The sequence below is a fragment of the Agromyces sp. Y782 genome (assembly GCF_059445405.1).
Genome location: NZ_JCAIUG010000001.1, coordinates 1,347,474 through 1,364,303, shown reverse-complemented (window position 1 = coordinate 1,364,303; position 16,830 = coordinate 1,347,474). Strand labels below are relative to the sequence as shown.

At 66.3% G+C, this 16,830-nt stretch carries 17 protein-coding genes and 1 pseudogene; 8 read left to right on the top strand and 10 right to left on the bottom strand.

All coding sequences use genetic code 11. From position 1 onward, the window contains the following. Positions 1–99 precede the first annotated feature (99 nt). Positions 100–1,872 carry a class I mannose-6-phosphate isomerase gene (locus tag AC1C2S_RS06325; protein WP_495351678.1) on the top strand — a complete coding sequence of 591 codons (1,773 nt, stop codon included), beginning with the start codon at positions 100–102 and terminating at the stop codon, positions 1,870–1,872. 15 nt (positions 1,873–1,887) lie between these two features. Here the strand turns inward: AC1C2S_RS06325 and AC1C2S_RS06320 are convergent, their stop codons facing one another. Further along, positions 1,888–2,808, bottom strand: coding sequence for an ROK family protein (locus AC1C2S_RS06320; protein WP_495351677.1), 921 nt, complete (start codon positions 2,806–2,808; stop codon positions 1,888–1,890). 240 nt (positions 2,809–3,048) lie between these two features. Here AC1C2S_RS06320 and AC1C2S_RS06315 point away from each other — a divergent pair, with 240 nt between their 5' ends. Then, positions 3,049–4,080, top strand: a complete 1,032-nt coding sequence (locus AC1C2S_RS06315) for a LacI family DNA-binding transcriptional regulator (protein WP_495351676.1) — start codon at positions 3,049–3,051, stop codon at positions 4,078–4,080. A gap of 15 nt (positions 4,081–4,095) precedes the next feature. Here AC1C2S_RS06315 and AC1C2S_RS06310 read toward each other — a convergent pair whose 3' ends face one another. The 3 genes from AC1C2S_RS06310 to AC1C2S_RS06300 form a co-directional block, all read right to left on the bottom strand. After that, entirely contained in the window at positions 4,096–4,908 is an 813-nt protein-coding gene (locus AC1C2S_RS06310; protein ID WP_495351675.1) for a carbohydrate ABC transporter permease, read from the bottom strand. Between the two features lie 2 nt (positions 4,909–4,910). After that, positions 4,911–5,741: a carbohydrate ABC transporter permease gene (locus AC1C2S_RS06305; protein WP_495351674.1), complete on the bottom strand. Its 831-nt coding sequence runs from the start codon at positions 5,739–5,741 to the stop codon at positions 4,911–4,913. Positions 5,742–5,857: 116 nt separating this feature from the next. Then, complete coding sequence (locus AC1C2S_RS06300) at positions 5,858–7,159, bottom strand: ABC transporter substrate-binding protein (RefSeq protein WP_495351673.1); 1,302 nt, start codon at positions 7,157–7,159, stop codon at positions 5,858–5,860. Positions 7,160–7,534: 375 nt separating this feature from the next. Here AC1C2S_RS06300 and AC1C2S_RS06295 point away from each other — a divergent pair, with 375 nt between their 5' ends. Further along, positions 7,535–7,993, top strand: coding sequence for a hypothetical protein (locus tag AC1C2S_RS06295; protein ID WP_495351672.1), 459 nt, complete (start codon positions 7,535–7,537; stop codon positions 7,991–7,993). 107 nt (positions 7,994–8,100) lie between these two features. Here AC1C2S_RS06295 and ku read toward each other — a convergent pair whose 3' ends face one another. After that, a complete protein-coding gene (gene ku, locus AC1C2S_RS06290) occupies positions 8,101–9,024 on the bottom strand; it encodes a non-homologous end joining protein Ku (RefSeq protein ID WP_495351671.1) in 924 nt (307 codons plus the stop codon). 154 nt (positions 9,025–9,178) lie between these two features. Here ku and AC1C2S_RS06285 point away from each other — a divergent pair, with 154 nt between their 5' ends. Continuing rightward, positions 9,179–11,692, top strand: coding sequence for an ATP-dependent DNA ligase (locus tag AC1C2S_RS06285; protein ID WP_495351670.1), 2,514 nt, complete (start codon positions 9,179–9,181; stop codon positions 11,690–11,692). A gap of 46 nt (positions 11,693–11,738) precedes the next feature. On the opposite strand, the gene AC1C2S_RS06280 is transcribed toward AC1C2S_RS06285, so the two are convergent. The 3 genes from AC1C2S_RS06280 to AC1C2S_RS06270 are packed head-to-tail and all read right to left on the bottom strand — an operon-like array spanning position 11,739 to position 13,927. After that, positions 11,739–12,722, bottom strand: coding sequence for a DNA topoisomerase IB (locus AC1C2S_RS06280; RefSeq protein WP_495351669.1), 984 nt, complete (start codon positions 12,720–12,722; stop codon positions 11,739–11,741). A gap of 13 nt (positions 12,723–12,735) precedes the next feature. Further along, positions 12,736–13,002, bottom strand: coding sequence for a DUF7218 family protein (locus AC1C2S_RS06275; protein ID WP_495351668.1), 267 nt, complete (start codon positions 13,000–13,002; stop codon positions 12,736–12,738). 13 nt (positions 13,003–13,015) lie between these two features. Continuing rightward, positions 13,016–13,927 carry an SDR family oxidoreductase gene (locus tag AC1C2S_RS06270; protein ID WP_495351667.1) on the bottom strand — a complete coding sequence of 304 codons (912 nt, stop codon included), beginning with the start codon at positions 13,925–13,927 and terminating at the stop codon, positions 13,016–13,018. 279 nt (positions 13,928–14,206) lie between these two features. On the opposite strand from AC1C2S_RS06270, the gene AC1C2S_RS06265 reads away from it, so the two are divergent. The 3 genes and pseudogenes from AC1C2S_RS06265 to AC1C2S_RS06255 all read left to right on the top strand — a co-directional run bounded on the left by AC1C2S_RS06265 (position 14,207) and on the right by AC1C2S_RS06255 (position 15,164). After that, complete coding sequence (locus AC1C2S_RS06265; protein WP_495351666.1) at positions 14,207–14,371, top strand: hypothetical protein; 165 nt, start codon at positions 14,207–14,209, stop codon at positions 14,369–14,371. 74 nt (positions 14,372–14,445) lie between these two features. After that, a pseudogene (locus AC1C2S_RS06260) lies at positions 14,446–14,745 on the top strand (DUF7882 family protein); the annotation flags it as partial. Between the two features lie 188 nt (positions 14,746–14,933). After that, the gene (locus tag AC1C2S_RS06255; protein WP_495351665.1) at positions 14,934–15,164 is read left to right on the top strand and encodes a hypothetical protein; all 231 of its coding nucleotides are present in this window, start codon (positions 14,934–14,936) and stop codon (positions 15,162–15,164) included. Positions 15,165–15,207: 43 nt separating this feature from the next. Here the strand turns inward: AC1C2S_RS06255 and AC1C2S_RS06250 are convergent, their stop codons facing one another. After that, a complete protein-coding gene (locus AC1C2S_RS06250) occupies positions 15,208–15,531 on the bottom strand; it encodes a DUF7882 family protein (protein ID WP_495351664.1) in 324 nt (107 codons plus the stop codon). 9 nt (positions 15,532–15,540) lie between these two features. After that, positions 15,541–15,681 carry a hypothetical protein gene (locus AC1C2S_RS06245; RefSeq protein WP_495351663.1) on the bottom strand — a complete coding sequence of 47 codons (141 nt, stop codon included), beginning with the start codon at positions 15,679–15,681 and terminating at the stop codon, positions 15,541–15,543. On the opposite strand from AC1C2S_RS06245, the gene AC1C2S_RS06240 reads away from it, so the two are divergent. Further along, positions 15,680–16,687, top strand: a complete 1,008-nt coding sequence (locus AC1C2S_RS06240) for a LacI family DNA-binding transcriptional regulator (RefSeq protein WP_495351662.1) — start codon at positions 15,680–15,682, stop codon at positions 16,685–16,687. The genes AC1C2S_RS06245 and AC1C2S_RS06240 overlap by 2 nt on opposite strands. The last annotated feature ends 143 nt before the right edge of the window (positions 16,688–16,830 follow it).

Below are 16,830 nucleotides of genomic sequence, written 5' to 3'. Positions count from 1 at the left end.
CCCTTCCGTCGTCGGCGCAGGTACCGATGTCCGATTCGAAGACTCGAGCCGCAACTGGTAACGTTATCAATCAGTTCGTCAGCGAGAAGGATGTCACAAATGGTTTCTCCATACCCCCGCGGTTCGTACGACAAGCAGCCAACGGTCACGGTCCCTGGCGCGCATGAGGTCTGGCAAGGGGCCGCCGCGTGGAGGCACATCGCGGATGTCGCGGCAGCCGGCGCGAACAGGCCGCCGGTCATCGTTGTGGATACCTACCCGGGGGTCTCCCTGCCGGAGCTGATTGCGAGCATTCGTGCGAGCCTGCCCGAGTTCGATGTCGTCGATGTCGAAGAGGCGGCCGCGAAGCCGATCACTGAGATCGATGAGATCCTCAAGTGGAATCTCACCGACGATCGTGTCTTCGGAGTCATGAGTCACATGGAACTCAGCGACCTCTACGACCGACCGCGCCTCGACAAGCTCGCAGAAGAGCTCGCCGCCTCGGAGCGCGCGACCGTACTGGTGGGTTGGGGAGCCGCACTTGTGCCGATCCACGACGCGACGATCGTTCTGGCAGACATGGCGCGCTGGGAGATTCAGCAACGACAGCGCAGAGGTGCGCCCAATTGGCGCTGCTCGAATTTCGACGAAGACAACCTGCGCAAAGTGAAACGCGGCTTCTTCGTGGAGTGGCGCCTGGCCGACCGCCACAAGCGCTCTCTGTTCGAGCAGATGCATTTCGTGCTCGACACGAACGCCTCCACGGCCGAGGGCAAGCTCATCACCGCAGGGGCTTTTCACGCGGGCATGCAGGCCGCGGTCGACGCCCCATTCCGGGTCGTGCCATTCTTCGACCCGGGCGTGTGGGGCGGCAAATGGATGCAAGACGTCCTCGACCTGCCCGAAGCAGAGAACTACGCCTGGTGCTTCGACTGCGTGCCCGAGGAGAACAGCATTCTTCTGCGGATCGGCGATGACATCATCGAACTGCCCTCGATCGACGTGGTGCTCACGCATTCTCGCGAGCTCTTGGGCGAGCGCACCTTCGCGCGGTTCGGCGCGGAATTCCCGATCCGCTTCGACTTCTTGGACACGATGGAAGGCGGCAACCTTTCATTGCAGGTGCACCCGCTCACCGATTACATCCAGAACACGTTCGGAATGGCGTACACGCAAGACGAAAGCTACTACCTGCTCGACGCGGCTGAAGATGCCAAGGTCTACCTCGGGCTGAAGACGGGTACGGATCCGGCGGCCATGGTCGCTTCACTCGAGGCGGCCACCCTCCCGGGTGTCGACTTCCCAGTCGACGAGTTCATCAACGCCTTCCCCGCGAAGAAGCACGATCACTTCCTCATTCCCGCCGGCACGGTGCACTGCTCGGGCGCCGACACGATGGTGCTGGAAATCTCGGCCACGCCATTCATCTTCACCTTCAAGATGTGGGACTGGGGTCGCAACGGTCTCGACGGCGTGCCGAGGCCCATCCATCTCGACCATGCCGCTCGCAATATTCAGTGGGACCGTGATACCGAATGGACCCGCGAGAATCTCGTCGACCAAGTCGAGACGGTGGCGACCGGTGATGGCTGGGTCGAAGAGCGCACTGGGCTCCACGAACTCGAGTTCATCGAAGTGCGGCGACACTGGTTCACCGGCAGCGTCGAGCACGACACTCGCGGCACGGTCAACGTGATCAACCTCGTCGAGGGCGCCGAGGCCGTCGTCGAGAGTCCGAGTGGTGCGTTCGAGCCCTTCGTGGTGCACTATGCCGAGACGTTCATCGTTCCTGCCAGCGTCGGCCCGTACCGCATCAGCCCACACGGCGATGCGATCGGCACGAAGCTCGCCACGGTCAAGGCATCGGTGCGCGGCACGGAGCGCGAATAGGGTGAGCACGGCACCTCAGTCGCCGAGGTGCCGTGCTCCCCAGAACGCAGCCCCGATGATCGGTGCGTCATCCGGATGCTCCGCCGGCAACAGGGGCAGCGCGCTCGACGAGAAGCCGGCGCGGTCGAGGCCGGTGCGAATCGCCGGTTCGACGAGATCCCAGGAGCGCGACATCGACCCGCCGATCACGAGCGCATCCGCACCGAAAGCTGACACGACGCCGGCAAGCGCAGAGCCCAGTCCGCTGAACGCGTCTGTCAGTACTCTCGCGGCTACGGCATCGCCTTGTCGGGCCGAGGCTGCTATCTCGTGCACGTCGGGGGCGGTTTCAGCATCCATTCCGGATGCCGCGACGAAGGCGGCGCGGATCGCTCGACGCGACACGGTGTCCTCGAGCGGTCTGCCTTCGAATTCAAGCAGATGCACACTGCCGTCGGGCGGCACGGAAGGTCCGTCGTTCATCGGTTCGCCGCTGACGAGAAAGGCGGAACCCACACCGGTGCCGAGCGTGACGCACATGAGCCGCTCGTGCCCGCGGCCGGCGCCTGCCGCATACTCGCCGATGCCGTAGGCATCCGCATCATTCAGGAAGTGCACGGAGCTGGGCGTCGGTTCGATCAGCGTCATCAACGCGGCACGAACGTCCACTCCGCGGAGGCTGTCGAACTTCTCGACGTCCTCGAACAGTCCGATGCCTCGGCGATAGTCGAAAGGTCCCGGAATGGCCACCGACCATCGAGTCGCTGCAGTGGCCGGCAGTGTCTGTGCGGCTCGACGGAGGTCCGTCAAGAGCTCCTCGACGGTTCCCTGAGCGCGGATCGCAGCGCGCGACTCCGATCCGGGTCGGACGCCCCACGGGTGAGGGTCCACGAGCGCAGCGGTCACATGCGTGCCCCCGATCTCGAGCACCGGCAGTCCTGGGCCGCGTTGGGTCATCGCTCGCGCTCCTTCTCTCGAACGGGAGGCAGGGGGTCGGCGCGTGAATGCCGGAGATCGGAACGCATGAGTCCACCTTTCCACAAGCATCCACGATGTCTGATAACGATACCAAATCACGGAAGATCCCACGGTCGAGCCGAAGATGGTTGTGTGGGCATCACGACGACGCGCATGCCGAATTGCTAACGTTATCATCGAGCAAAGGGTGCCTCCTTCGGCCAACTGGTGAGGATCGCAATGAGCAATATCGAGAGCGGCGTATCGGGCATGCCCACGGTCAAAGAGGTCGCTGAGCTTGCCGGGGTGAGCCCGATGACGGTGTCCCGCACGCTGTCTGGCGGAAAGAATGTTCGCGCCGAAATGCAAGAGAAGGTTCTCGCCGCGGTCGCCGAACTCGGCTACCACCGAAACGAGAACGCCAGAAGCATCCGCCCTGGCCACTCTTCAGGCTTGATCGGGGTGGCCATCACGAACCTCGGCAATCCCTACTATGGTCAGTTCGCGCTCGGGGTCGAGCAAGTCGCCTCCCAGCACGGGCGACGCATACTTCTCGGGAACACCGGGGAGGACGTGTCGCGCGAGCAACAGCTCGTGTCCGACTTCGTCGGCAGGCAGGTCGAGGGTCTGATCGTCGTTCCCACTGGCGGTGCGTCCGCGCACCTCAGCGCCCATCGCCTCGGCAACCTCCCCCTCGTTCTGGCTTCGCGAACAGTGGAGGGCGTGGCCGCTGACACCGTGCTGCTCGACGACGTGCAAGGAGCGTATGAGAGCACGCGCCGCTTGATCGATGCGGGTCACACCCGCATCGCCTTCCTCGGCAATCTCGTGTCGGTCTCTTCCGCTGGACGTCGCTTCGAGGGCTTCTGCCGGGCGCTCTCCGAGGCGGGGCTCGTGCCCGAGGCGGAGCTCGTCTTCCGTGGTCAGCAAGACGCCGCGGCCGCACGCCGTGCAATGGAAGCCCTACTGGGCTTGCCGGTGCCTCCGACAGCGGTCTTCAGTGCGAACAACCGCAACACGATCGGTGCGCTTCAAGCCATCGGCACCCGCCAGAACAATCCTGATGCGCCGAAACCGCCGACGCTGGTCGGGTTCGACGACGTCGAGCTGGCCGACATGATGCACGTGCCGCTCATCATGGTCTCGCACGATCCCAAGCAACTCGGTGCGGAGGCCGCCCGCATGCTCTTCGAGCGTCTCGACGGGACTGTTTCGGAGAGTTCGCCTCGTCTGGTCGAGCTGCCGGTCGAGGTCGGCGAACTTCACTCGTAGCGCGTACGTACCCGCCTAGCCTGTCGCCTTCAGGCTGGAGACGAAGAAGCGCTGACAGGTGAGGAAGAGCACGACGGTCGGCAGGGAAGCGACGATTGCCGCGGCGAGAACCACCGGCGGGCCCAGGCTCGAGAAACCTGCACTGATTTCGGCCAGTGCTGCCATGACCGGACGACGATCGGGACTCGTGGTGAGCGTGATGCCGAAGAGCAAGTCATTCCACACCCAGGTGAATTGGAAGATGAACGCGGCGAACAGCGACGACTTGATGAGCGGCAGGTGGATTCTGAAGAACAGCCTGCTCCAGCCCGCGCCATCCAGCTGTGCCGCCTCGGTGATCTCGGGAGGCAACGTTGTGAGGAAGTTGCGCACGATGAAGAACGCGAAGGGCACGCAGATCGCGGCGTAGATGAAGATCATGCCGAGGCTCGTGTCGTACAGCTTCGTCGAAACGTAGGCCTTGAACAGCGGTGTGAGGAAGACCTGCAACGGCAGCAAGGTGCCGAGATAGATCAGCCAGAACCAGAGCGTCGGCCGCCTCGTCGGCATGATCACAACGGCGAAGCCGGCGAGGGCGGCGGCGAGCACCGCTGCACCGGCAGAGACGAGTGAATAGATCAAGCTGTTCAGCATGCCGAGGCCGAGGCCCGACTCGTTCCAGGCGATCGCCAGATTGTCGAAGAATCCGAAGCCGCTCGGGAGCCACGTCGGTTCACCGGTGTAATCGCTCGCCGGCACGAACGCATTGACGATCATGAGGTAGACGGGAATCAACCAGAGCACCGCCATGACGGTGATGAAGACGTTTCGACTGATGCGTCCGATCACGGTCAGCTCCTCTTCAATTGGCGGCGCAGGTATACCCACGACGTGGCGACGACGATGACGGCGAGAACGACGGCGACGGCAGCGCCGTAACCGTAGTCGCTGACGATGAACGTTTGGCGATACATCGTGACGGCGAGGGTCTCCGAGACTCCGCCGGGCCCGCCTTTCGTGAGCAGCCAGATCAGGTCGAAAACGCGCAGGCTGTTTGCAATCGAAATGCCGATCACCACGATGGTGACGGGTCGAAGCTGCGGCAGGACAACATGCCAGAACAGGCGCATACCCCTGGCGCCGTCGAGTTGACCGGCTTCAACGGTTTCCGGCGGAATCGCTTGGAGGCCGACGAGAAAGAGAATGACGGTGACCCCGGTGGCCTGCCACGTGTTGGCGATGATCATCACGATCGTGTTCGATGGCCACTCGAGCAACCAGCCCGAAGCCGATGGGGCGAACCCGAAGAACGAGATCGCTTGATTGAGCGCGCCGTCGGATCGAAGGATGAAGCCCCAGATGACGGCGGTCGCCGCGCCGGAGAGCGCGTAGGGGAGCACGAAGGCGAGTCGAATCCATCGACCGCCGCGCATCGAATTGGTGAAAGCGGCGATCAGAAGACCGAGCCCGACGGGGAGGATGAGCGTGCCCACGGTCCACATCACCGTGTTGAGAAGCGACTGGAAGAACGTTGGATCTTGGAACAGGCGTACGTAGTTGTCGAGTCCGATGAAGGACGAGGTGAAACCGTTGTCCGCTGTCAGGCTCTGGTACAGGGTCGCGATGAATGGGATGAGCAGCAGGATGCCCACGAGTGCGAGGGCGGGAAGGAGGAACGGCACCGACCGAATGTGACCGAAAGGGTTCGGGCGGTGGCGCTTCGGCCCGCGCCCGACGGGGCGGGAAGCTTGAATGCTCCCCGCCCCGGTCGTGGTTCGCTCAGCGGTGGAAGTGCTCACTACTCAGCGGCCTTCCATTTCGCCCACTCGGAATCGGCGAGTGTCTGCAGCTTCTCGAGCGTGGGCATGATGTTCTCGTCTGTCGGATTCACCATGAAGCTCGCGAGGTATTGCACGCCACCTTCGATCAGGGGCGGCGGGCTGGCCTCCCAGAATCGCACCAGTTCGGTGGGCTTCTGCGCGGTGACCTGCTCGCTGACGGATGCCAGCACCGGATCGTCGGTCACCACCTCGGGGTTCGCCGAGGTGTCCTTGATCGCGTTCGCCCATACCGACTGCACATCCGGGCTCAGCCAATCGCCCATCGCTTCGACGGCGGCTTCCTTGTTCGCCGACTTCTCGGCCACGGAGATGACGCCGGATTCGGTGATGACAGACGGCTTCACGCCGTCTTTCACGACGGGGAGGAGATAGGCCCCGTAGTCGGCCTCGTTCATGCCGTTCGTCACGAAGATGCCGTTGCGCCAGGTGCCCATGGGCACTTGCGCGACCTTGCCCTCCTGGAAGAGGGCCGGCTCGTTGTCCCAGGCGATGTCGGGCGCCGTGAAGTAGCCCTTCGCGTAGAGATCGCCCCACGTGCGGAGTGCCTCTTGTGCCGGCTCGTCGGTGTACTTCGCTTCGCCGTTCATCAACTTCGCGTAGAACTCGGGGTCGGACTTCGACAGGATCTCCTCGAACCAGATGAACGATGTCCAGCCGGCCTCCTGCGTGGCGAACAACGGGGTCGCACCGGCGGCCTTGATCTTGTCGTTGTTCGACAAGAATTCATCCCACGTCGTGGGCGGCTGGATTCCGACGTCTGCGAAGACGTGCTTGTTGTAGAAGATCACCCAGAAGCTCTTGTACATGGGCATGCCGTAGACCTTGCCGTCGTACGAGAAGTCGGCTTCGGAGTCGGGGTTCACCCACCCCTCGTCGACGGCCTTGTCCCACTCGGCAGAGAGATCGGCGAGTCCGCCCGAGCGAGCGAGGTCTTGCAGGCGGTAGCCGTTCCACCACTTGACAAGATCGGTCGTGCTGTCGGTACGGAGTGACGACCGGATGACCTGTTGGTAGTTTTCCGTCGACGGAACGTTGCGCGGGTCGATGCCGAGATCGCCAAGCGACTCGAGCGCATCGCCCGCGGCCGTGTATGCATCGACGAAGTCGGCCCGGTCACCGTTCAGCGTCAGTGCCGAACCACCTGATGCACCCTGTGGAGTGCTGGCCGAACCCTGCGAACAGGCTCCCAATCCGGCGACGAGTGCGGCGGCTATTGCAAGCGCGCCGAGATGCTTGAGACGTATCTGATTGCGTGTCATGGATGCTGCATCCTCCTTGATGGCCTACGTAACTACCGCTGTGGTGTGTGACTCGAATCCGCCCGCATCTTTCGAAGCGGGCGAAGTTTGGTAACGATATCACATCCGATGTACCCTGGGATGTTTGCGGTGAGCGAGCCAGCGAGGCAGCGCCAGACGGCATCGTGGGGAACAGCGTTGCCGGCGATCTCTCGCAGTCGGTCTCGCAGGCCGCGGTCGTGTGACCATCGACGCTGCGCCACCCGCCAGACCCGCCAGACCCGCCAGACCCGCCAGACCGGCCGGACCGGCCGGACCGGCCGACGCCGTGTCGGAGCCTCTCGCTAGACTCTCCGGGTACCTAGATCAGGGGGAATTGCAACCATGCAACGAATCATGACATCCACAGCGCCGTCGTCCAGACTGCTGAAAACCGCGGCGCTCGTCTTCGCCGGCGCGCTCTTGCTCTCGGGCTGTGCCTCAGGTGGCAATGGCGAAGCCGAGGCGTCGGCAGACCCGTGCGAGGTGGTGCGCGTCGAGGTGCGCGACATCTCCAACGGTGCGCAGAACGCGATCCTCACGGCCACCGACCCGGTCGAGCTGCAGGAGTACCTCGACGGGCTCTCCGAGCGCGTCGATGCACTCGACGAAGAGGCCGCCGACGATTCGGCGCTCGCCGAGTCTCTCGATGCGCTTCAAGAGAAGCTCGACGACGCGAGCGACTGGGCAGCGACGCTGCCGACCGAGGCCGACGTCGAGGCCGGGGCAGAAGTCGACGCCGATGCTCAGGCTGCGCAGACCGAGGGCATCCAGACCGCTGCAGCCGAGGTCACCGAGGTGTGCGCCGCCGAGTGACCCTCGTCGGCTGAATTGTGCCGGCCGAGTCACGCCGCTCACGCGTGCGCGGCTCGCCGGCGCACAACTCGGTCAACCCACGCACGTGATGAGCGCGCGGCATCCGTTCACTCGGAGGCCGCGCGCTTTCGCGTGCCCGATGCCTTCGTGTCGGCCTTCTCCTTCGCGGACTTCGAACCCTTGCTCGAACCCTTGCTCGAACTCGTGCCCGAGCCCTTGCTCGACCCCTTGCTCGACCCGCCGCCGTCGCGCTTCGCCGCGATCGATTGGCGCAGCGCCTCCATGAGGTCGATGACCTCGCCGCCCGTATCCTCTTCGGGCTCTTCGCCGAACGTCGCGGCGGTGTCGACGCCCTCGCCCTGCTCGAGCTTCGCCTCGATGAGCGTGCGCAGCTCCTGCTGGTACTCGTCGACGTACTGCTCGGGGGCGAAGTCGGAGACGAGGCTCTCGACGAGCTGCTTCGAGAGGTCGAGCTCCTTCGCCGAGATCTTCACCGGCTCGTCGAGCGACGCGAATTCGGCCGCGCGCACCTCGTCGCTCCAGAGCAGCGTCTGCACCATGAGCACGTCGCCGTGCACGCGCAGCGCCGCGAGGCGGGTCTTCTGGCGCAGCGCCATCTGCACGATCGCCGTGCGATCGGTCGATTCGAGCGTCTCGCGCAACAGCACGTACGCCTTCGACGAGACCGAGTCGGGTTCGAGGTAGTAACTGCGGTCGAACATGATCGGGTCGATCTGATCGCTCGGCACGAACTCGACGACCTCGATCTCGCGGCTGCGTTCGGCCGGCAGCGACTTCAGGTCTTCGTCGGTGATCACCACCGTCTGCTCACCATCGTCGTAGGCCTTGTCGATGTTCTTGTAATCGACGACCTTGCCGCAGACCTCGCACTTGCGCTGGTAGCGGATGCGCCCACCGTCTTCGTCGTGCACCTGGTGCAGTGACACGTCGTGGTCTTCGGTGGCGCTGTACAACTTGACGGGCACATTGACGAGGCCGAATGTGACCGCCCCCTTCCAGACGGCTCGCATGCCTCCAGTACACACCAGCCGTACGTCCTCGCGATAGCCCCGCATCACCCTCTCGTCAGCGCCGACCGGCATCGAGAGTGCGGAATCTGCTGGAATTCCCGGCTGAGAGCGACATTTCCTGCACTCTCGATGGCGGCTGCGACAGGATGGGGGAATGGCCGATGGCGCGCGGCAGCTCGTCGAGGTCGATGGCCGCCGCCTGCGGCTGACGAACCTCGACAAGGTCATGTATCCCGAGACGGGCATGACGAAGGGCGAGGTGATCTCCTATTACGCGGAGATCGCCGCCGTCATGGTGCCCCTCGTCGCCGGGCGGCCGGTGACACGCAAGCGGTGGGTCCACGGCGTCGGCACCGCGGATGCCCCTGAGCAGCCGTTCTTCGAGAAGAACCTCGCCGAGCACGCCCCCGATTGGGTGCGCCGCGGTGTGCAGCACCATTCCGACGGTGACAAGTCGTACCCGATCGCCGGCGATCGCGCGACGCTCGTGTGGCTCGCGCAGCAGGCGGCGCTCGAGCTGCACGTGCCCCAATGGCGCTTCGACGCCGACGGTGAGCCGGCGAATCCCGATCGCATGGTGTTCGACCTCGACCCCGGCGAAGGCATGGGGCTCGCCGAGTGCGCAGAGGTCGCCCGCCTCGTGCGCGACCTCATCTCGGGCATGGGCCTCGAGGTGATGCCGGTGACGAGCGGGAGCAAGGGCATCCACCTGTATGCGGCGCTCGACGGCTCGCAGAGCTCCGACCAGGTCTCGGCGGTCGCGCACGAACTCGCGAGAGCGCTCGAGGCCGACCACCCCGAACTCGTCGTCTCGAGCATGCGCAAGACTCTCCGCACCGGGCGTGTGCTCATCGACTGGAGCCAGAACAACGGCAAGAAGACCACGATCGCGCCGTACTCGCTTCGCGGACGACCGCGGCCGACGGTCGCGGCGCCGCGCAGCTGGGAAGAGCTCGAGGACTCCGAGCTTCGTCAGCTTGAGGCATCCGAAGTGCTCGCAAGGGTCGCCGAGTCGGGCGACCCGATGCGGGTCGTCGTCGAGCGCTCCCACGACGGCCCGCTTTCGGACTACCTCTCCATGCGCAAGACGGGCGTCACACCCGAGCCCATGCCCGCGTCGGCCTGGGGGAAGCCGCCCGGGGGAGCGCCGCGGTTCGTGATCCAGGAGCACTACGCGAGGCGCCTGCACTTCGACCTGAGGCTCGAGCGCGACGGCGTGCTGAAGAGCTGGGCGGTGCCGAAAGGCGTGCCCGAAGGTTCGGGCACCAACCATCTCGCGGTGCAGACCGAAGACCACCCGATGGAGTACGCGACGTTCGAGGGCACCATCCCCAAGGGCGAGTACGGCGCGGGGTCGATGACGATCTGGGACGCAGGCACCTACGCCACCGAGAAGTGGCGCGACGACGAGATCATCATCGATGTCGACGGGCAACCCGGCGGGCCGCTCGGCGGCGTGGTGCGCCTGGCCCTCATTCGCACCGATGGTCAGGGCGAGAAGAGTTCGTGGCTGCTGCATCGGATGAAGGACCAGACGGCCGCGCGACCGGCCCGGGAGGGCGGTTCGGGGGGTCCCGATGCGCGTCCATCGGTTCCTGAGGCTGTCGAAGGGTCGTCGGGCGCTCCGTCCGCGTCCGCGCCCGCGCCCGGGCCCGCGGTCGCCGAAGCTGCCGCGACCGACGCGCCTCGACCGACGGGCAGGGTCGGCCCGATCACCCAACGCCCGATGCTCGCGACCGCTGCCACCCTCGGCATGCTGGCAGGCGAGGAGTGGGCGCTGGAGTGGAAGTGGGACGGCATCCGCGTGCTCGCGCGCGCCGAGGCGGGAGGCGTGCGACTGCTCAGCCGCAATGGGGTCGATATCACCGCCCGCTACCCCGAACTCGCGTCGCTGCCCGACGTCGTCCGAGGCGACGCGCTCGTCGACGGCGAGATCGTCGCGCTCGACGCGGAAGGCCGCCCCGACTTCGGTCGGTTGCAGCATCGGATGAACCTCACGAAGCCTCGCGAGATCGAACGGGTCGCGGCATCCGTGCCGGTTCGTCTGCTGCTGTTCGACGTGCTCGAGGTCGGCGGCCGACCGGTCATCGACGAGCCGTACCGCGAGCGCCGCGCGCGACTCGCGGGCCTTGTGCGCATGAAACGCGGCGTACCGGTCGAAGTGCCGGCTCCCGCGACCGGCGCACCGGCGGATGCCCTCGAAGAGAGCCGCCGACTCGGTCTCGAGGGGCTCGTCGCGAAACGGCCGGACTCCCGGTATCGCCCGGGAGCCCGCAGCGCCGACTGGCTGAAACTCAAGCTCACCCTCACTCAAGAGGTCGTGATCGGCGGTTACCGCCGCGGGGTCGGCACGCGCACCGGCCGCATCCGCTCGCTGCTCATCGGCATCCCCGGCGACGACGGGCTCGAGTACGCGGGGCGCGTGGGTTCAGGACTCGGCGAGCTCGCCCTCGACCGCCTGCTCGCGGCGCTGCAGCCGCTCGAGCAGGCGGAGTCGCCGTTCGTACAGGTGCCCGCGGCAGACACGCGCGACGCGGTCTGGGTGCGCCCGGCCCTCGTCGGTGAGATCGAACTCGGCGACTGGACGAGCACCGGGGTTGCGCGGCATCCGCGCTGGCGGGGCCTGCGGCCCGACAAGTCGCCGGCCGACGTCGTGCGCGAAGCGTGAGCCGCGGCGGGTCGGCTGGTCACCGACGGCCGCCGTCGTGCATCCGTCAGGCGTCGTCGTCGCCCGCCGGCCCGAGCAGCTCGAGCAGTCGGCGTTCGCGATTCGCCCCGGATGCCACGACAGCCCCCTGCTCATAGGCGACGAGCACCCGCGGGTCGACGTAGCTGCCCCGAGCGATCGCGGGCGTGTTGCCGAGCACGCGTGATGCCTCTTCGATCGCCTCGCGGATCGCGGCGGTGCGAGCCCGGGCGGTCGCCGCCGGCCCGAGCTCGGCGAGGCGGTCCGCCGCCGCGACGGTGCCCCTGAGGGTGCGGAAGTCCTTTGCGGTGAAGTCGCCGCCCGTTCGGTCACGGATGTCGTCGTTCACGTCGACCGGTACTGCGGCGCGCATCGCCCGCCCGGCGGACCAGGCGTAGAGACGGGCGGCGGCCGAGCGTTCGCCCGCTCGCTCGACGAACGCGGCGAGCGAGGCATCCGTCACCCGCAGGTCTTGTGCGAGGCCGCCTTTCGCGCGGAAACGGAACCGCACGGTCTCGCGGTCGTCGAGCACGGCGTTGCGCACGAGCAGGGTCGTGAGGCCGCGGTTGCGGAAGCCGGCGAGCGACTCCTCCGAGCCGATGCGGATGGCGCCGAGGTCGAGGGTGCGGAAGGCAGCGGCGAGCACCCGCTCGCGAGGCAGTCCGTCGAGCGCGAGGTCACGAGCGACTGTTCGCCGGGCCCTGGGCAGCACCTCGGCGAGGGCGGTCATCCGCAGGAACTTCTCGGCGTCCTGACGCTCGCGCCACGCGGGGTGGTAGAGGTACTGCCGCCGGCTCGCCGCATCGACACCGACCGCGAGGATGTGCGCGTTCGGAGCGTCGGAGATCCAGACCTCCTGCCAGGCGGGTGGGATCGCGAGATCGGCGATTCGTGCGCGTTCGGCCCGGCCGGCGGCGCCGCCGTCGCGGTGAACGTAGGCGAAGCCGTGCCCCCGCCTGACCCGAGTGAATCCGGGTGAGACGTAGGGCTCGACCCGCTTGAGGCGCGGCATCGGCGTCGGGCGGTCAGTGGTTGCGCAGCGCCGAGATGAGTTCGGCCTTGCGCTTGCCGCTGTAACCCGTGAGGCCGAGTTCCTTCGCGCGCTTCTTCAGCGCGTCGACGGTCCAATCCTCGTAGTCGCCGCTTTGGCCGCCCTTGCGGCCGACCGCGCTGCGGCCCTGCGCCGCCGCGGCGTTCGAGATGCGAGCGGCCTTCTCCTTCGAGGCGCCGTCGTCGCGAAGCTCCTCGTAGAGCTCGGGATCCTTCAGCGATGCGTTCCTGCGTCCTGGCATGGTGCGTCTCCTCTCACAGCCCACGACCGCCGGTGACGGGCAGTATCGCCCCCGAGACGTACGACGCTTCGTCCGAGGCGAGGTACACGTAGGCGCCGGCGAGTTCCGCAGGCTGCCCTGCCCGACCGAGCGGTGTGTTGTGCCCGAACTCCGGCAGCGCGTCGGGCCAGCCCGTCGCGGGGATGAGCGGCGTCCAGATCGGTCCGGGGGCGACGGCATTGACTCGGATGCCGCGTGGTCCGAGTTCCTCGGCGAGGGCCTTCGTGAACGCCACCAATGCCGCCTTGGTCATCGCGTAGTCTACGAGCGCCGACGACGGATCGAAGCCCTGGATGGACGTCGTCGTGATGATGCTCGACCCGGCGTCCATGAGCGGCACCGCGGCACGTGCGAGGAAGACCGGTGCGAAGAGGTTCACGCGCATCACGGTCTCGAAGTCGTCGGTCGGAATCGTGTCGATGCCGCTGCGTTCGCGCTGGTGGGCGGCATTCAGCACGAGCAGGTCGATGCCATCGAAGGCCTGATGGGTCTGAGCGACGAGCTCTTTGCTGTGGTCCTCGTTCCGGAGGTCGCCCGCCAGCAGCAGCGGGTCGGATCCGGCATCCGAGATCCATTTCGCGGTCTCGTCCGCGTCCTCCTGTTCACTGGGCAGATAGGCGATGGCGACCCTCGCACCCTCTCGAGCGAAGGCGATCGCGACGGCCCGCCCGATGCCGGAGTCACCACCGGTGATGAGCGCCCGCCGCCCCTCGAGCCGTCGATTGCCGCGATAACTCTGCTCACCGTGATCGGGCAGGGGAATCATCCGTTCGGTGAGGCCGGGTGGTTCCTGCTCCTGCTTCGGGAACCGGTCAGTCGTGTGCTTCGTCGTCGGATCGATGAGCAGATCGTTGCTCAGGTGATCGGTCGGGCGATCGTTCGTCATGGGACCTCCTCAGATCACAGCCACCGTACGCGCGCTCCACTGTTTGCGTCAGGGGATTGACAGGCGTGCAGCCGCGGCCAGCACCGACGGGGCCGGCTGCCGCTGGCGGCCTTCAGGTATCACGCGGCGCGAAGGGGGGTCAACCCCTAGCCCCGCCACGTGACACTCCCTAGCGTCGAGAGCACGAGGCGTACCCCCGTCTCGAGGTTCTGCCCGTCGGGCACCGAACCACTCGCCGCGCTCGTCGATCACGAGCGCGGAACATATGAAGGAGAGATCATGAACATCCTCGTCGCCATCATCGCCATCGCCGCAGTCGTGCTGCTCATCACGGGCGGCGTCGTCCCCGCGCTGAACTTCCTCATCTGGGTCGGCATCGCACTGGCGGTCATCGCGGTCATCGTGTTCCTCGTTCGTTACATCAGCGGGAACCGTACGGCCTGACCCGCGACGCACTTCATCAGTACGGGCGGCCTTCGGGTCGCCCGTTCTGCGTGCCGACGTCGTATGCTGGTGGCGTGGGAACCTTGTATTACGGCGACTCCGGTACCCCGATCGGCATCGAGGACCGTGCCCTCGCGCACCTGAAAGTCGCCATCACGACCAAGCTCCGCCGAGGAGAGTCGTTCACGCTTTCGTGGCAGCACAACGATGATCAGCCTCGCGGGCGGAGTACGCTCTGGCTGCACGCCTCGATCCCGCTGCGCTTCGTGTTCGACGAACCCGTGGCGCCCGAGCTCAGCCGCCAGTGGATCGAAGCCCTGATGCGCTCGGCGAACAGCACCGGTGGTGTCCGGCTCGTGCCCGAGAATCTCGACACCGACCCGATCCCGATGAACCCCGACCAGCCGGTGCAGGTCGGCGTCGACGTTCAAGAAGTCGACGTTCAAGAAGTCGACGTGCAAGAGGTCGACGTGCAAGAAGTCGAGTCCGGCAACGAGGAGTCGCAGCCGACCTGAGCGCGCACAGCCGCCCGCTTCACAGGGGCGGAGAACGGGAGGCAACGATGGCCGAGAACACACAGCAGCCGGTAGAGGTGCGGCCGCTCGCACTGATCGAACGATGGTGGCCGCAACTCTCGATCGTGGCGAAGCACCGAGTGCTCGCCGAACTCGACGGCGTGCTCGACGTGCAGACGGCACGCGAGATCGAGGAGCTCACGGAGGCGCCGGCACCGGTTCGGCTGTCACCGGCCGAGCAGGACTACGTGCGCACGCAGATCGAACCGGTCGACTGACGCCGGGTCGTTCGCCCGAACGACCGTGCGCTCGGCGAATCGGCTACTCGCCCTCGACCTGCTCGCTCTCATCGGGTTCGGGCACGAAGTGCAGGCCGGCAGTGCTGTTGGCCGAGAGCAGCAGCTGCTCGATCCACAGCCGGTTCAGCACGGGCGGCCGGTTGCCACTGAAGACGAACTGCAGCGGGATGGACTCGTGCAACCAAATGGTCGTGCGGCCGCTGCCGTTCTCGACCCCGTGCTCCCAGGTCATGGCGAAGCTCTCGGAGCGACGGAGCTTGTTGAGGATCGCCACGCGCAAGTGGGCGAGGGTGCGATCGTCGATCTCGATCTCACGTGACGAGGAGTTGTAGATGAGCTTGCCCATGTTCGCACTCTAGCCGCCGTGCGCCCCGCGGCACAGAAAAGGCGCGGGCGTCAGGTGCCAGATCGCGAGCGAGTTCTCGTAGAGACGGTGTGCCGCGGCATCCGATCGTTTGTCGAGTTCTTGCGCGGCCTCCCGTAGCATGGCGGGCATGTCGAGGAGACTCGCGGATGTCGCGCGCAAGGTCGGAGTCAGCGAAGCCACCGTCAGCCGGGTGCTGAACGGCAAGCCGGGCGTCTCGGCGTCGACACGCGACGCCGTGCTCACCGCGCTGGACGTGCTCGGGTACGAGCGTCCGACGAAGCTCCGCGGCGAGCGGGCGCGGCTGGTGGGACTCGTCATGCCCGAGCTGCAGAACCCGATCTTCCCCGCGCTCGCCGAGGCGATCGGGGGCGGGCTCGCCCAGAACGGCTACACGCCGGTGCTCTGCATCCAGACCGCCGGTGGCATCTCCGAGTCCGACTACGTCGAGCTCCTGCTGCACCAGCAGGTGTCGGGGGTGATCTTCGCGGGCGGGGCATACACCCAGGCCGACGCGAACCACGACCACTACGAGCGCCTGCGCGAGCTGAAGCTGCCGACCGTGCTCGTGAGTGCGCCGGTCGACGGGATCGGCTTCGCGACGGTCTCGTGCGACGACGCGACCTCGATGGAGCAGGCCTTCGGGCACCTCGTGCAGCTCGGGCACGAGCGCATCGGCATCCTGCTCGGGCCGAGCGACCACATTCCCTCGCGGCGCAAGCACGAGGCCGCCCTCCGCATGGCCGAGCGGCACGGCATCGAGCTCGGCGACGACCGTGTCGTGCATTCGCTGTACTCACTGGAGTCGGGGCAGACGGCGGCGACGAAACTGCTCGCGGCCGGGGTCACCGGCATCGTCTGTGCGAGCGACCCGATGGCGCTCGGTGCGATCCGGGCGGTGCGGCGGGCCGGGCTGCGAGTGCCCGACGACGTCTCGGTGATCGGCTACGACGACTCGGCGCTCATGGCGTGCACCGAGCCGCCGCTCACCACGGTCAGGCAGCCGATCGAGGCGATGGGCAAGACGATCATCGATCTGCTGATGCGGCAGATGTCGAGCGAACGGGCGATCGGCGACGAGGTCTTCTTCGCCCCCGAGCTCGTGGTGCGCGGCTCGACGGCGCCCGTGCGGCGCTGAGCCCGCTTCACCCCGCTTGCGTGAATTCGGCAAGTAGGTGCCGCAATTCAACGCAAGGCATCGCAAACTTTTGCTGAATTGTCGAATAGTTGCATCATTCTGTTGCTCTCACTACGTTGACGTGCAAGACGCCGTCGTCTCCT